At 71.8% G+C, this 16,019-nt stretch carries 10 protein-coding genes; 6 read left to right on the top strand and 4 right to left on the bottom strand.

The genetic code is table 11. The features are described 5' to 3' along the window. Nucleotides 1-41: 41 nt before the first annotated feature. Nucleotides 42-1,721 (bottom strand): OFA family MFS transporter, encoded by a 1,680-nt coding sequence (locus LXT12_RS08035; RefSeq protein WP_233390987.1) that lies wholly within the window; start codon nucleotides 1,719-1,721, stop codon nucleotides 42-44. A 198-nt stretch (nucleotides 1,722-1,919) separates the two neighbouring features. Between LXT12_RS08035 and LXT12_RS08030 the strand changes: the two genes are divergently transcribed. The 6 genes from LXT12_RS08030 to LXT12_RS08005 all read left to right on the top strand — a co-directional run bounded on the left by LXT12_RS08030 (nucleotide 1,920) and on the right by LXT12_RS08005 (nucleotide 11,689). After that, nucleotides 1,920-3,266: a sigma-54-dependent transcriptional regulator gene (locus tag LXT12_RS08030; RefSeq protein WP_233390986.1), complete on the top strand. Its 1,347-nt coding sequence runs from the start codon at nucleotides 1,920-1,922 to the stop codon at nucleotides 3,264-3,266. Next, a complete protein-coding gene (locus LXT12_RS08025; RefSeq protein WP_233390985.1) occupies nucleotides 3,263-4,594 on the top strand; it encodes a sensor histidine kinase in 1,332 nt (443 codons plus the stop codon). The genes LXT12_RS08030 and LXT12_RS08025 overlap by 4 nt, the downstream gene beginning before the upstream one ends. A gap of 412 nt (nucleotides 4,595-5,006) precedes the next feature. After that, the gene (locus LXT12_RS08020; RefSeq protein WP_233390984.1) at nucleotides 5,007-6,044 is read left to right on the top strand and encodes a serine/threonine protein kinase; all 1,038 of its coding nucleotides are present in this window, start codon (nucleotides 5,007-5,009) and stop codon (nucleotides 6,042-6,044) included. Between the two features lie 154 nt (nucleotides 6,045-6,198). Beyond that, complete coding sequence (locus LXT12_RS08015; protein WP_233390983.1) at nucleotides 6,199-8,802, top strand: hypothetical protein; 2,604 nt, start codon at nucleotides 6,199-6,201, stop codon at nucleotides 8,800-8,802. Between the two features lie 37 nt (nucleotides 8,803-8,839). Continuing rightward, nucleotides 8,840-10,894: an ATP-dependent helicase gene (locus LXT12_RS08010; protein ID WP_233390982.1), complete on the top strand. Its 2,055-nt coding sequence runs from the start codon at nucleotides 8,840-8,842 to the stop codon at nucleotides 10,892-10,894. Between the two features lie 417 nt (nucleotides 10,895-11,311). Continuing rightward, entirely contained in the window at nucleotides 11,312-11,689 is a 378-nt protein-coding gene (locus tag LXT12_RS08005; protein ID WP_233390980.1) for a hypothetical protein, read from the top strand. 6 nt (nucleotides 11,690-11,695) lie between these two features. On the opposite strand, the gene LXT12_RS08000 is transcribed toward LXT12_RS08005, so the two are convergent. The 3 genes from LXT12_RS08000 to LXT12_RS07990 all read right to left on the bottom strand — a co-directional run bounded on the left by LXT12_RS08000 (nucleotide 11,696) and on the right by LXT12_RS07990 (nucleotide 16,019). Beyond that, complete coding sequence (locus LXT12_RS08000) at nucleotides 11,696-13,771, bottom strand: primosomal protein N' (RefSeq protein WP_233390978.1); 2,076 nt, start codon at nucleotides 13,769-13,771, stop codon at nucleotides 11,696-11,698. Between the two features lie 306 nt (nucleotides 13,772-14,077). Beyond that, a complete protein-coding gene (gene hemE / locus LXT12_RS07995) occupies nucleotides 14,078-15,157 on the bottom strand; it encodes a uroporphyrinogen decarboxylase (RefSeq protein ID WP_233390977.1) in 1,080 nt (359 codons plus the stop codon). A gap of 40 nt (nucleotides 15,158-15,197) precedes the next feature. Then, nucleotides 15,198-16,019 (bottom strand): D-hexose-6-phosphate mutarotase, encoded by an 822-nt coding sequence (locus LXT12_RS07990; protein WP_233390976.1) that lies wholly within the window; start codon nucleotides 16,017-16,019, stop codon nucleotides 15,198-15,200.

Below are 16,019 nucleotides of genomic sequence, written 5' to 3'. Positions count from 1 at the left end.
CGCCCGGGGGCGGTGGGGCTCGTCAGCCTAGCAGGCCAGCCTCAGTGGAAGAACTTGCCGACGCTCAGCAGGGTCTTGTAGACGCCCCAGGCCAAGGGGATGCCGACGGCCGCCCAGGCCAGCACGACGGTGAGCGTCGAGCTCGCCGCCGCCTCGCCGCTGCCGCGTCCCACCTCGGTGGCGGCGGCGCGCTCGCGGGCCAGCTTCTGCTCGTGCGCCAGCTCGTCGTCGCTCATGAAATGACGCGCGTCCACGGGACGCACCAGCAGGTTGGCCACGAGGCCGACGACCAGCATGCCGACGAGGATGTACATGGTCTGGTTGTAGACCTGCTCGCGCGGCAGGCCCAGGCCCAGCTGGTAGTCGCGCATGTAGTTGACGACCACGGGGCCCAGGATGCCGGCCGTGGCCCAGGCGGTGAGCAGCCGGCCATGGATGGCCCCCACCATCTGCGTGCCGAAGAGGTCGGCGAGGTAGGCCGGCACCGTGGAGAAGCCGCCGCCGTACATGCTCAGGATGATGCAGACCGCGCCGACGAAGAGCAGCTTGGAGCCGGCCGCCGCGCTGCTCGGGATGCTGGCGTAGAGCACGCCGCCGAGCACAAAGAAGACGACATAGGTCATCTTGCGGCCCAGCTTGTCGGACAGGCTGGCCCAGAAGAAGCGCCCGCCGATGTTGAAGAGGCTGAGCAGGGCCGCGAAGCCGGCGGCGACGCCGGCGATGGCGCCGAGCTGGGCCTTGTCCAGCGCGGCGAACTTGGCGCCGTCACCGCTCAGGCCGATCAGCGAGCCGCCGAAGATCTCCTGCAGCATCGGGCTGGCCATGCCAATGACGCCGATGCCCGCCGACACGTTCATGCACAGCGCCACCCACACCAGCCAGAACTGCGGGATGCCCCAGACCTTGCTCACGTGGACGTGGCGCTGGGTGATCATGGCGTTGCCGGCCTTGGCCGCCGGCGCCGTCCAGCCGGCGGGCTTCCAGCCCGTCGGCGGCACGCGGTAGCCGAGGGCGCCGCCCATCATGAAGACGAAGTAGACGAGGGCCATGACGACGAAGGTCTGCGTGACGCCGACGTCGGTGGACGTGGCGAAGAGCTTCATCAGCTCGGCCGCCAGCGGCGAGCCGATCATCGCGCCGCCGCCGAAGCCCATGATGGCCATGCCGGTGGCCATGCCGCGCTTGTCGGGGAACCACTTGATCAGCGTCGACACCGGGCTGATGTAGCCCAGGCCCAGGCCGATGCCGCCGATGACGCCGCTGCCCAGGATCATCAGCCAGAACTGATGGGTGTGGATGCCCAGCGCCGAGATGAGCATGCCGCCGCACCAGCACAGCGCCGACACGACGCCGGCCTTGCGCGGACCGGCGCGCTCCAGCCACCCGCCCCAGATGGCCGCCGCGCAGCCGAGGAAGACGAAGAAGAGGGTGTACATCCAGCCGAGGGTGGAGACCTTCCAGTCACAGCTGGTGACGAAGAGCTCCTGGAAGAAGCCCACGTCGGGGCCGCACTTGATGGCCTCCTTGATGCCCAGCGCCTTTGACAGCGGCAGCCAGAACACGGAGAAGCCATAGGCCATGCCGATGCATAGATGGATGGCGAGGGCCGCCGGCGGCACCAGCCAGCGGTTGAAACCCACGCCGGCGACGGTGCGCTCCTTGTCGAGCCACCCGCTGCTGCGGCCCGGACCGGGCACGGCATCTATTCCCACAGAGGACATCGCTTGAATCCCTTCGACTGGTTGAATGCCGCCAAGCTTGCGCGTTAGGCAGCGGTGCGGCGCAGGATACGAGGGCAAGCGTTGCACTGCCATGTAATGCCGCTCAGATAAACACCTAGGGCAGACGGGTCAGTGGTAACTGGACGTTAAATCGCTTACAGGCGGGCCGGGCGGGAATTCGACCTATCCTTCCCCGCCATGCGACGCGTTCTGATCATTGACGACCACCCCGGCGTGGGCCAGGCGCTGGAGCTGCTGCTGTCCCTGCACGACATCGAGGCCAGCGTCGCCACCAGCCCCGAGGCGGGCCTCGCCCTGCTCGACGCCCGCCCGTTCGGCCTGGTCATCCAGGACATGAACTTCACCGCCGACACCACCTCCGGCGAGGAGGGCGAGGCGCTGTTCCGCGCCATCCGCGCGCGTCGGCCGGACCTGCCCATCATCCTGCTGACGGCCTGGACGCGCCTGGACGCGGCCGTCGCCCTCGTGAAAGCCGGGGCGGCCGACTACCTCGCCAAGCCCTGGGACGACGCCAAGCTGCTGGCCAGCGTGGAGAACCTGCTGGAGCTGGGCGAGGCCAATCGCGAGATCGCGCGCATGCGCGAGCTGGGCCGCGAACGGCGAGCCGCCCTGGCGCGGCGCTACGACCTCGCCGGCCTGGTATTCGCCTCGGACGCCATGCTCGGCCTGCTGGAACTCGCCGGCCAGGTGGCGGCAGCCCCGGTGCCGGTGCTGATCACCGGGCCCAACGGCGCCGGCAAGGAGCGCATCGCCGCCTTCGTGCATGCCAACTCGGCGGCCCGGGCCGGCCCCTTCGTGGCGCTGAACTGCGGCGCCCTGCCGGCCGACCTCATCGAGGCCGAACTCTTCGGCAGCGACAGCGGCGCCTACACGGGCGCGGCCAAGGCGCGCGTCGGCCGCTTCGAGGCGGCCGACGGCGGCACCCTCTTCCTCGACGAGATCGGCAACCTGCCGCTGGCGGGCCAGGTCAAGCTGCTGCGGGTGCTGGAGACCGGCCAGTTCGAGCGCCTGGGTTCCAGCAAGACACGCCAGACTCGCGTGCGCGTGCTCAGTGCGACGAATGCCGACCTGCGCGCGATGGTCAGGTCAGGCTCCTTCCGCGAGGACCTGTTCTACCGCCTCAACCTCATCGAGCTCAGGCTGCCTCCGCTGGCCGAACGGCGCGAGGACGTGCTGCCGCTGGCCGAGCATTTCCTCTGCGGCCGGGCGCGCCTGGGCGAGGCCGCGCGCGAGGCCCTGCTGGCCCATCGCTGGCCGGGCAATGTGCGCGAGCTCAAGAACGCCGTCGAGCGGGCGGCCCTGCTCTGCCAGGGCGGCGAGATCACGCCCGCCCTGCTCGGCCTGGAGGACGCCGGCGCGGGCGCCTCGGGCGGCGCCTGGCGCAACCTCGACGAGCCCAGCCGCGAGGCCGTCGTCGCGGCGCTGGCCGCGGCGGGCGGCGTCGTCAGCCGGGCGGCGACGCAGCTCGGCCTGTCGCGCCAGGCGCTGTACCGGCGGCTGGAGCGTTACGGGATCGCGCCTTGAACGCGCTGCTGTCGCTGCGCACGCGGGCGATGCTGGCGCTGGCGACGGCGGCGGTGGTGCCGCCTCTGGTCATCCTCGGCGTGCGGCGCGCGGGCCTGTCGGAGGGGCCGGCCCTGCTGGCCGCCATCGCCGTCATGCTGCCGCTGCTGGCCTGGCTGTCGGCACGCTGGCTGGCGCCGCTGCTGCGCCTGACACGGGCGCTGGAGGGGACCGTGCTCAGCTACCGCGACAGCGACTTCAGCCTCAACCTGACGCCCGACGGCCCGCGCGAGCTGGCGGCGCTGACACGGCTGCATGCCGAACTGGGCCTGGCCCTGCGCGAACAGCGCCAGCACCTGGCCCAGCGCGAGCTGCTGCTCGACACGGTCGTGCAGAACACGCCGGTGGCGTTGGTGCTGACGGGACCTGGCGGGCGCATCGCCATCGCCAACCTCGCCGCCCGCCAGTTGCTTGGCGATGGGCGCAGCCTCGTCGGTCTGGACTTCGGCGCCGTCATCGCGCCGCTGCCCGAGGCCTTGCGCGAGGCTCTGGCGGGCGACGCGGACCGGCTCTTCGCCGTCACCCTGGCCGACGGCAGCGAGGAAACCTTCCACCACAGCACGCGCGCCTTCCGGCTGCAGGGCCAGCCGCACCGGCTGCGGCTGCTGCGGCGCATGACCCGCGAGCTGTCGCGCGCCGAGGTGGCGACGTGGAAGCGCGTCATCCGCGTGCTCAGCCACGAACTGAACAACTCGCTGGCGCCGATCTCGTCGCTGGCCCACAGCGGGGCCGAGCTGGCCCGCCGCGGCCACACCGAGCGCCTGCCCGAGGTGCTGGGGAGCATCGGCGAGCGCGCCGCCCACCTGCACGCCTTCCTGAGCGGTTATGCCCGCTTCGCCAAGCTGCCGGCGCCGCGCCGCGAGGCGGTGGACTGGCCGGGCTTCCTGGCGCGGCTGGCGACACTGGGCGAGTTCCGTGTCGACGGCAGCCCGCCGCAGGCGCCGGGGTGGTTCGACCCGGCGCAGATCGAGCAGGCCCTGCTCAACCTGATCAAGAACGCCCACGAGTCGGGCAGCGACCCCGACGAGGTGGTGCTGCGCCTGGCCAGCCAGGGCGCCGAGCTGAGGCTGGAAGTGCTCGACCGCGGCCCGGGCATGAGTGAGGCGGTGCTGGCCCAGGCCCTCCTGCCCTTTTACTCGACCAAGCGCTCGGAGCCGGGCTCGCAGGGCGGCACCGGCCTGGGCCTGGCCCTGGCGCGCGAGATCGCCGAGGCGCACGACGGCCGCATCGCCCTGGCCAACCGCGACGGTGGCGGCCTGCGCGTGGCCATCAGCCTCCCCCAGAAGTGAAGGAGCCCCCGGCTCAGCCCGCGCGCTGAACGCGGCGCGGTCTGATCGTCTTGCAGACCGCGCAGCCGGCAGTGCGGCTGCTCTTCGGCAGGCACGACAAGTCCACTGGACTTGTCGTGTCCGGCCTCAGCCCCCCGAGGGGGCGGCGATGCTTGCGGCATTGAGCCGCAAGCACATCGCCTGCGCGGGCCGGCTCGGGAACTGGAGTCGGACACAAGCAGTCCCTGCGGACTGCTTGTGCCTACGACAGGCCAAGGGCCTCTGGCCCTTGGCAGCCCAGCGCTCGGCCCGCAAATACGCCGTTTCATCGGCTTTGGCCGACGGGCGTGAGCGAATGCGCGGGGGCGGCGGCTTTGTAACCGCGGGGGATGGCGACACCCTGGGGTCACCCCTAATATGCCGCGCCATGCGCATGCCCAACCTCTCACTGCCGCCACCGGCCGCTGCCGCGCCCCTGGACGAAGGCCAGGTGCTGGGCGTGTGGCGGCTGCAGAAGCCGCTGCCGGACGGCGAGCAGGCCCATGCCGGCCAGTGGTACAGCGCCCACCACGCCCTGGCCACCGAACAAAAGGCCGCCGTGCTGGTGCTCGACCGCAGCGACCACGGTGCCGGCGTGATGCTGCGTTATGCCGACCAGGCCGGCGACCTCGCCCGGCTTCAGCACCCCCAGATCGCCGTGCCGAGCGACAGCGGCGTCACGCCCGATGCCCATCCCTACCTCATCGTCGAGGGCGAGCACGGCGAGCCCTTGCTGCCCCGGCTGGACGAACTCGGTCTGCGGGAGCGCGTCGAGCTGCTGGTGCAGCTGTGCGAGGCCCTGCGCTCGGCCCACCAGCAGGGCTGGCTGCTGGCCGAGCTGGACCCGGCCATGATCTGGCTCGACCGCGAGGGCGGCGTGCGCCTGATGGGCCTGGGCCTGACCCGCATCCCCGACCCCACCGACCCCTTCGACCGCGGCCTGAGCCTCGGCGCCTCGCCGGCCTTCGTCGCGCCGGAGCGGCGCCATGGCGAGCCGCCCAGCCTGGCCAGCGAGGTCTACGGCCTGGGCGCCTTCGCGCGCGGGCTGGTCTGCGGCTGGGAAAACACGCCCCGTGGCCTGGCGCCGCTGCGCGGCAGCGCCGGCGACGCCTGGCCCACCCTGCGCGAGGACCGGCAGATGAAGCTGGACAACCTGCTGCGCCGCGCCATGGCCGAATCGCCCGAACTGCGCACCCGCGGCGCCGAGGGCCTGGCCGACGAACTGCGCGAATGGCTGGGCCTGAGCCCGCAGCGCAACGCCCTGCCCGGCGCCGAGGCCCATGCGCCGGCCAAGCCGGTCGCCTGGTGGAAGCGCTGGCTGTGGCTGGGTGCCGCGGCCGGCGTGGCGCTCGCGGCCATGGCCGCGCGATTGAGCGGCGATTCGCCCGCGACGGCGGCCACGACCTCGCTCGCCCGGCAAGCCCGCAGCTGAGGGCCCCCGGAGGGATTTTTCGGGATGCGCCACCCCGGGCGCTGGGCAACAATGCGCGCTTGCCCGGAGGATCCATGGCCCGCCCGCTGCCTGCGCCCCTGCCCCATCCCTGCCCCGCCTCGACTGCGCCCGGCCTGAGCCGGTCGCTGCGCTGATGTCCGCCGTCGGCGCCGCGCCCGCGATGGGCGGCCTGCTCGGCTTCGGGCCCCTGAAGCTGCATCTGCCGGCCACGCGGCTGCAATGGCTGGCCCTGGCGGCCGGCCTGGGCCTGGGCGCCCTGGGTGCCGAGCTGGCCTGGCACCATCCCCTGTCGGGGCCGCTGGCCCTGGCGGCCTGGGGCGTCGCCGTGCTGCTGGCGGCGCTGTTCTGGGTCAAGACGCCCGTGCTGCTGCTGGCGCCGCTGCCGCTCATCGGCCTGGCGCCGTGGACGGGCTGGATCACCTTCGAAGAGATGGACCTGCTCGTCACGGCCTGCGGCTGCGGCGGCTACCTGGCCTATGCCCTGCAGCTGAATGCGCGTGACCGCGCCCCCGCCTGGCGCCACGCCCTCGTCTATTCGCCGGCGGTGCGGGTGCTGATCGTGGCCCTGGCGCTGTCGGCGGCCTGGAGCATGAAGCGGGGCTTTTCCGACGCCGGCGCCTTCACCTTCGGCTGGTTCCAGGGTTATCACGAGCCGATGAACTCGGTGCGCAATGCCAAGGCCATCTTCCTGGTGCTGGCACTGCTGCCGCTGTGGACGGCCGCCGCCGCGGCGCGGCCTCGCGGCTTCTCGCGCGGCCTGCTGCTCGGCCTCGTGCTCGCCCTGGCCGGCGCCAGCGTAGCGGCGCTGTGGGAGCGCCTGGCCTATACCGGCCTGCTCGACTTCTCCACCGACTACCGCACGACCGCGCTGTTCTGGGAAATGCACGTCGGCGGCGCGGCGCTGGACGGCTTCCTGGTGCTGACCCTGCCCTTCGCGCTGCTGGCCCTGCTGCGCACGCGCTCGCCCTGGCGCTTCGCCGCGGGGCTGGCCATCGTGCTGCTGGCCGCCTATGCCTGCCTGACGACGTTCTCGCGCGGCGTCTACCTGGCCCTGCCGCTGGCCCTGGTGCCCATGGTGCTGCTGGCCGATGCGCAGCGGCGCCGTGCCGCCGCAGGACCGGACAGCAGCCACGTCGACAGCAGCCTCGGCGCGGTGGACCAGCCGCTGCCGCGCCTGGCCAAGGTGGGCGCGCTGGCGATGGCCGCCGCCTTCGCGCTGGCGGCGGCCCTGGTCTTCGGCGGCGGCGGCTACCGCGGCCTGCTGGCGCTGTTCTTCGTGATGGTGGTGCTGCTGACCCTGCCGGCCAGCCTGTGGCGGCCGACCCTGGGCCAGCGGCTGACGGCCCTCGTCATGGGCGGCGTGCTGGCCCTGCTGCTGGGCGGCGCGAGCTGGGCCCTGTCGATGGCCGTGCCCAAGGCGGCCTATGCCCTGCATGCCGTGGCGCTGGCCTGCTGCGCCGTGCTGCGCTGGCGCGACGAACCCGGGCAGACGCGCCCCGTCTACCTGCTGCTGGTGACGACGGCCTGGTTCTGGCTGCTGGCCACCATGGTCATCGTGGCCGACTACTGGGGTGGTACCGCCGGCCGCTGGACGGGCATGGCCGCCGGCCTCGCCCTCGCGGGGCTGTGGGCCCTGATGCTGCTGGAGCCGCGCCTGTGGCCCCTGCAGGGCGCGGGCAGCGTGGGCAAGGCCGGCTGGCGCAAGCGCGCCCTGCTCACCGCGGGCCTGCTGCTGGTGATGGCCGTGGTGGCGGCCCTGGGCGGCGGCGGCTACCTGCGCGACCGCGTGGCCACCTGGAAGGAGGACGGCCAGACCCGCCTGACCCATTGGCGCGAAGGCCTGCATCTGCTGCACGGCGGCCGGCAATGGCTGCTCGGCAAGGGCGCCGGACGCTTCGTGGCCACCAACTTCTACGACGGCCCGGTGGACGCGATGGTCGGCGACTACCGGCTGCGCCACGACGAGCACGAGTCCTACCTCGCGCTGGCGGCGGGCAAGCACCAGCTCGGCCGGGGCGAGCAGTTCCGCGTCAGCCAGCGCATCGCGGCGCCGGCGCCGGGGCTGGTGACGGTGCACCTGGTCAGCCGCACGGCGGCCGACGCCTACCTGGTGCTGCAGATCTGCGAGAAGAACCTCATCTACCCCGACAACTGCTCCAGCGTCGAACCCCAGCTCAAGCCGCACCCGGCGGCCGAGGGCGAGGCGACGGACCGGCAGCCGGAGTGGCAGACGAGCGACTTCCAGCTCGGCCCGGTGCCCGCCCTCGGCGGCTCGTGGTGGGCGCCCCGCTTCGTGACCTTCTCGATGGCGCTGGACACGCGCGGCGCGCGCGTCGACATCGCCCGCATCTCCATGCAGGACAGCCAGGGCCGGCAGTTGCTGGTCAATGGCGACTTCAACCGCGAGATGGCGCGCTGGTTCTTCTCCAGCGACCGCCACCACCTGCCCTGGCACATCAAGAACGCGGCGCTGCACGTGCTCTTCGAGCAGGGCCTCGTGGGCCTGGCGCTGCTGACCGCGGCATGGCTGCTGGCGGTGCTGCGCCTGGCCTTCGGCCGCGGGCGCGACCACCCGCTGGCCCCGGCCATCGTCGCCGCGCTGATCGGCTTCGCCACCGTCGGCGCCTTCGACAGCCTGCTGGACGCGCCGCGCGTGGGCCTGGTGTTCTTCACGCTGCTGCTGCTGGGGCTGGGTCTGCGCGCCCTGCCGGGCGAAGGGGTCGCGCGGCTGGCCTGAGCCCGGGCCGTCGGCCTCCTGGCATGATGCGCGGCCCATGTCCGCCGTACCTCCCGCCGCCGGCCTCAACCCGGCCCAGCTCGAAGCCGTCCACCACCTGAGCGGCCCCTGCCTCGTCATCGCCGGGGCCGGCTCGGGCAAGACGCGCGTCATCACGACCAAGATCGCCCGGCTGCTGGAGGCCGGCTACCGGCCGGGGCAGATCGCCGCCATCACCTTCACCAACAAGGCCGCGCAGGAGATGCGCGAGCGGGCCAAGGCCCTCGTCGGCAACAAGGCGGCCCGCGACCTGGCCATCTCGACCTTCCATTCCCTGGGCGTGCGCCTGCTGCGCGAGGAGGGTACTCGCCTGGGCCTGAAGGAGCAGTTCTCCATTCTCGACAGCGACGACGTGCTCAACGTGCTCAAGGACGCCGGCGGCACCACCGACGTGAACCAGGCGCGGCGCTGGCAGTGGACCATCTCGCTGTGGAAGAACCAGGGCCTGTCGCCGGCCCAGGCCGCACTGGCCGCCCAGGACGAGGACGAGCGCGCCGCTGCCGCCGTGATGGTGCGTTACCAGGAGCGCCTGGCCGCCTACCAGGCGGTGGACTTCGACGACCTCATCACCCTGCCGCTCAAGCTGCTGACCACGGATGCCGAGGCGCGCGAGAAGTGGCAGGCCAAGCTGCGCTACGTGCTGGTGGACGAATACCAGGACACCAACGCCGTGCAGTACGAACTGCTCAAGGCCCTGGTGGGCGAGCGCGGCATGTTCACCGCCGTGGGCGACGACGACCAGTCCATCTACGGTTGGCGCGGCGCCACCATCGAGAACCTCAAGCGCCTGCCGCAGGACTACCCGGCGCTCAAGGTCATCCCGCTGGAGCAGAACTACCGCTCCACCGGTGCCATCCTGCGGGCGGCCAACAACGTCATCGCCGGCAACCCCAAGCTCTTCGAGAAGAAGCTCTGGAGCGAGTACGGCGACGGCGAGCCCGTCGTCCTGCTGGAGGCCGATGGCGAGGAGCACGAGGCGGAGCGGGCGGTGGCTCGCATCCAGGCCCTGCGCGCCGAGGGCAAGGGGCCCAACTTCAAGGATTTCGCCATCCTCTACCGCGCCAACCACCAGGCGCGTGTCTTCGAGCAGGCGCTGCGCCGGGCGCAGATCCCTTACAAGGTCTCAGGCGGCCAGAGCTTCTTCGACAAGGCCGAGATCAAGGACCTGTGCGCCTGGCTGCGCCTGCTCGTCAACCCCGACGACGACCCCGCCTTCCTGCGCGCCGTGACCACGCCCAAGCGCGGCATCGGCCACCAGACGCTGGGCGCGCTGGGCAAGTTCTCGGCGCAATGGAAGTGCAGCATGTTCGAGGCCCTCTTCTCCGAGAGCCTGTCCACCGCCGTGAGCGCCCGGGCCATCGCCGGCCTGCACGAGTTCGGCCGTTATGTGAACGAGCTGCAGTACCGCGCCCGCCACACCGAGGGCCACACGGCCGCGCACGCGCTGCTGATGGAGTGGCTCAAGGACATCGCCTACGAGACCCACCTGCTGGAGACCGAGGAGAACGAGAAGGTCGCCCAGGCGCGCTGGGGCAATGTGCTGGATTTCGTCGACTGGATCGCCAAGCGCTGCGGCGGCCAGCACAGCGAGGAGGGCGGCGTCAGCTTCACCGAGCCCAAGCAGAGCGTGCTGGACGTGGCCCAGACCATCTCGGTCATCCTGTCCCTGGCCGAGCGCGGCGAGGACCAGGACCAGGTCACCCTCACCACCCTGCACGCCTCCAAGGGCCTGGAATGGCCGCACGTGGTGCTGGCCGGCGTCAACGAGGGCCTGCTGCCCTTCAAGCGCGACGAACAGGAGATGACCGCGCAGGCCCTGGAGGAGGAACGGCGGCTGATGTACGTGGGCATCACCCGGGCGCGGCAGACGCTGGCGGTCTCGACCCTGCGCCGGCGCAAGAAAGGCCGGGACACCGTCGTGGGCATTCCGAGCCGCTTCCTGGCCGAGATGAAGCTGCACGAGGGCGGCACCCGGGAAGATCCCAGGGAGAAGCTCAAGCGCATGCGGGCCGAACTGGCTGCCAAGGCGGCCGCCCGCGATTTGCCTCAGTAGCCCGTCGTAGTGCCTGTTGGCGGGCCGAGCGCTGGGCTGCCAAGGGCCAGAGGCCCTTGGCCTGTCGTAGGCACAAGCAGTCCGCAGGGACTGCTTGTGTCCGACTCCAGTTCCCGAGCCGGCCCGCGATGGCGATGTGCTCGCGGCTCGATGCCGCGAGCATCAGCGTCCCCCAGGGGGCTGAGGCCGGACACATGGCGCCCGGTGGGCGGCATGTGCCTGCCGAAGGGCTGCGGCTCAAGCCGCGGCGCGGCCTGCAAGGCCGGCCAAGGTACCCCTTGGACGAGGGGCTCACAGTTTTCAAGGATGAATCGCTCATTCGCGGGGGTCCCCCCGAAGCGCGTGAAGTCTTCACAACCCAGCCACGGTAGGCTGCGAACAATGCGATCCAGCCCTTCCTCACGGTGAGCCTGCATCATGAAAGCCCTGGTCCTTGCTGCCGCCCTCGCTGCCCTCAGTTCCGCCGCTCCGGCCGGCGCCGTGCGTGACGCCCGGCCCCAGGCCGTGACGGACACGGCGACGGCGGCGGTGATCGCGGATGCCGGCCGCCTCGGCTCGGCCAGCCTGACGGCGCTCAACGGCGGCAGCCACTGGACGCCGCCCCAGCGCGCCGGCCACGCGGAAAGCCCCTTCGAGCTGCCCCTGCCTGACGTCGACGCCGGCAGCCTGCTGCTGGGCATCACGGTGCTGGTCATGGCCCTGTCGCGCCCCGTCAGCCGCCTGCTGCGCCGCCAGGAGCAGCAGCGCCGCGCCACCGCGCTGGCCAGCACCCTGGGGCAGGCTCCGCGCCACTGAGCGCGGTCAGATCGCCAGCGGGTCGACGTCCACGGCCCAGCGCAGCACGGCCTTGTGCTGGCGCTTGAGCGCCAGCAGCGCCGGCACCCATTCGCGCAGGAAGGCCTGCAGCCGAGAGCGCTGCCCCGCCTCCACCAGCATCTGCATGCGCTCGACATCCGCCACCCGGGCCACGGCATGGGGCACCGGCGGATAGACGAAGACCTGCTCGTCCTGCAACAGCCCCGCCGCCTCGTCGAGGAAGGCCTTGGCCGCCTCGGCCGTGCGCGCCTCGGCGCGCAGCAGGGCGAGATGCGAAAACGGCGGCAGGCTGGCGGAGCGGCGCTCGGCGAGCTGGTCTCGGGCGAAACGCTCGTAGTCGTGCCGCGCCAGGGCCTGGTAGAGGGCATGGTCGCGATGCCAGGTCTGCACCCACATCTCGCTGACGCCATCGCCCGAGGCGTCGCGCCCGGCCCGGCCGGCGGCCTGCATCAGCAGGGCGAAGAGGCGCTCGGGCGCGCGGAAGTCGCTGCTGAACAACGCTCCATCAGGGTTGACGGCGGCGACAAAGCGGATGCGCCGGAAATCGTGCCCCTTGGTGACCATCTGCGTGCCGACGAGGATGTCGACCTCGCCGTCGTGCACGGCCTGCAATTGCGCCTCCAGCTCGCCCTTGCGGCGCGTGGAGTCGGCGTCGATGCGCAGCACCCGGGCGCCCGGCAGCGCCTCGGCCAGCTGCTCCTCCAGCCGCTCGGTGCCGCGGCCGATGGGCGCGATGTCGTGGTTGCCGCAGTTGGGGCAGGCCCGCGGCACGCGTTCGGTGAAGCCGCAGTGGTGGCAGCGCAGCGTCCGGTCGCGCTTGTGGAAGACGCGCCAGGCGCTGCAGTGCGGGCAGTCGCTCTTCCACTGGCATTCGCCGCAGTGCAGGACGGGCGCATAGCCGCGCCGGTTCAGGAAGACGAGGCTCTGCTCGCCGCGGTCCAGCCTCTCCTTCAGCGCGGCCAGCAGGGGCGCGGTCAGGGCCGTGGTGACGCCGGGCGAGGGCGGCAGGGACTTCATGTCGAAGAGCCGCACCCGGGGCAGCGCCCCGCCGCCGATGCGCGTGGCCAGGGTCAGGCGCTCATAACGGCCAGACTCGGCGTGCTGCCAGCTTTCGAGCGAAGGCGTCGCAGAACCGAGCACCACCGGCACCTTGAGGTCGTGCGCCCGCCAGACGGCGAGGTCGCGCGCCGAGTAGCGGGCGCCGTCCTGTTGCTTGTAGGAGGGGTCGTGCTCCTCGTCCACGACGATGAGGCCGAGGTCGGGCAGCGAGGCGAACACCGCCAGCCGCGTGCCGAGCACCAGCCGGGCGCGGCCGAGGTGGGCCGCCAGCCAGTTCTGCAGGCGCTGGGCCGGCGTCAGCGCGCTGTGCAGGGAGACGATGGCCAGGGGCTCGGGCAGCAGCGCCGCGAAGCGCTCCGTGAAGCGGGCCTCCAGTTGAGGCGTCAGGTTGATCTCGGGCACCAGCACCAGCACCTGCCGGCCCGCCGCCAGCGCGGCCTCGGCGGCGCGCAGGTAGACCTCGGTCTTGCCGCTGCCCGTCACGCCGAAGAGCAGCAGCGGCTTCGCCGCGCCGGCCTCGAGCTGGGCGGTGATGCGGGCGACGGCCCCGGCCTGCTCGGGCGCCAGCTCGGGGCGGACCGGCTCGGCTGCGGCCGGGCCCTTGGCGACCTTGCGCTCGAGCTTGCGCAGCCGGGCGGCGAGCTGCTCGGGCGAGAGCTCACGCAGTTGCGGCGGCAGCACGGCGCTGGCCAGCTCGCCGACGCTGCGCTGGTAGTAGCCGGCCGCGAAATCCAGCATCCGGCACCAGGCCGCGCCCAGCGGCGGCAAGGCGTCGAACACCGCGGCGACCGCCCGCAGCTCGACCTCGGGCGGCGCGGACTCGCCCGGCCAGACGATGCCCAGAAGTTCCCGCTTGCCCAACGGCGCGCGCACCAGCGAGCCGGGTGCGAGCACCTGCTCACTCGCATAGTCAAGCGGCCCCGTCAGGCCGCTGTGCTGGGGCGCGTCGACGGCGACCCGAACGACAACGCCTGGCCCTGGATCAACCACAAGCCGTTCCATGGGTTTCATGAAGCGGCAGCTCAAGATGCAAGGCCAAGTTCATGATTTCAAACGCTTCTTGGGTTGCCCACAATTTCTGTGGATAAGTTTGTGGGCAAATCCCATTCTGGGGCGGGCCCGGGTTGGGGCACCGTGCGGAGCGCCCTGAAACGGTTCCCGCGGCGGCTGAGCGGCTACCGTTGCAAATCAAGCACTTAGCAAGGGAGCGGGAAAACTCTAGGGGGCATTGCACCAAACTTCGCCTAAACGCCCCGCTCCCTGGATTTTGGGGATAAGTGGCCGCGCAAGTGCAGATTTGGCAGCCGCTCAGCGCCCCCCGCGCAGCCGGCGGGAATGGCTGTGCACTTCATCCACCAGCGCCGCGACGCTCTCCGGCGGCGTGAACTGGCTGATGCCGTGGCCGAGGTTGAAGACATGGCCATGGCCGGCCGCCGGCACGCCGAAACTGTCGAGCACGGCGCGCGCCTCGGCTCGCACGACCTCGGGCGGAGCGAACAGCACATTGGGGTCGAGATTGCCCTGCAGGGCGACGCGGTCGCCCACGCGTGCGCGGGCCTGGCCGAGGTTCATCGTCCAGTCCAGGCCAACGACGTCGGCACCCGAGCCGGCGATCTCGTCCAGCCAAAGGCCTCCGCCCTTGGTGAAGAGGATGCGCGGGATGCGTGCGCCCTCGTGTTCGGTCTTGACCTCCGCCAGCACCTGGCGCGAGTAGGCAAGGCTGAACTTCTGGAAGGCGCCGTCGGCCAGCACGCCTCCCCAGGAGTCGAAGACCATGACGGCCTGCGCGCCGGCCTCGATCTGCGCGTTCAGGTAGGCCGCCACGGCGCGGGCATTCACGTCGAGGATGCGGTGCATCAGGTCGGGCCGCGAATACATCAGGCTCTTGACGAGGCGATAGTCGTCGGAGCCGCCGCCCTCGACCATGTAGCAGGCCAGCGTCCAGGGGCTGCCCGAGAAGCCGATCAGCGGCACGCGGCCGTTCAGCGCGCGGCGGATGGAGGTGACGGCGTCGAAGACATAGCGCAGTTTGTCCATGTCCGGCACCGCAAGCGCCGCGACGGCGACCTCGTCGCGCACGGCCCGGGCGAACTTCGGGCCTTCGCCCTGCTGGAAGCTCAGCCCCAGGCCCATGGCGTCGGGCACGGTGAGGATGTCGCTGAACAGGATGGCCGCATCCAGCGGGAAACGCTCCAGCGGCTGCAGCGTGACCTCGGTCGCGTAGTCGGTGTTCGTCGCCAGGCCCATGAAGCTGCCGGCCTTCTCGCGCGTGGCGCGGTACTCGGGCAGGTAGCGGCCAGCCTGGCGCATCAGCCAGACGGGCGTGTGGTCGGTGGGCTGGCGCAGGCAGGCGCGCAGGAAGGTGTCGTTATGCAGGGGCGCGAACATCCGCGGATTATCGGCCGGGCCCTGGCCGCGGCGGTCTGACTCAGAGCAAGGCGAGGCTTTGCCGGCCGACCCAGGTCTCGCCTGCCGGCAACTCCACCGGATGGCCGACGACGGCGGCCTCGACGCACAGCATCCGGCGCCAGCCGTCCGGCGGCATGTCGGCCAGCTTGGCGCAGCGCTCGGGACCGGGGTTCCACACGACAGCGTCCTCGAAGCCCTGCTGAGTGATGGCCAGGCGGCGGCCCTCCTCGGCCAGCACCAGCTCGCGGTCGACACCGAAGTAGATGCGGTCCAGGTCCAGCACGCCCTTCTCGCCCGGCAGCAGCAGGCTAATCCGCTCGGTGGCCTCGCGCTGCAGGATGGAGTCGAAGTAGCGCAGGCCGTTCAGGCCCTCGAGGCTGGTGGCGTCGAGGTCGGCAACGCGCAGATAGGTGTGCAGGGCGGCGGTGAAGCTGAAGGCCTCGCCGCCGCGGTTCTCGCAGGCCAGCTCGACGTCGAGGCTGCGGCCCGAGACGCGCACGCTGAGTTCCAGCTCGAAGCCGTGCGGCCAAAGGCGACGCGTCTGCTCGCCGTCCCGCAGGCGCAGCACGGCCAGGGCGTCGTCGGCGCCCTGCTCCTGGCTCACCAGCTCCCAGGCCAGCGTCCGCGCGAACCCGTGCTTGGGCAAGGGGCCGCGCTCGGCGAACTGCGGGAAGCACACCGGCACACCGCCCCGGATGGCCTTGCCGGGCGTGAACTCGCTGCGGGGGGAGAGGTAGAGCTGCTCCTCGGCGCCGGCGGGGCGCCAGGAGAGGATGTGGCCGCCGTGCAAGCTCACGGACGCGCAGGCGCCGTCGGGCGACGTGAGCTCAAGGCGGCTCAT

The organism is Pelomonas caseinilytica (assembly GCF_021353235.1).
Lineage (GTDB): Bacteria > Pseudomonadota > Gammaproteobacteria > Burkholderiales > Burkholderiaceae_C > Pelomonas > Pelomonas caseinilytica.
The sequence above is the reverse complement of the archived record's forward strand: the minus strand, read 5'-3'. Positions and strand labels throughout refer to the sequence as shown.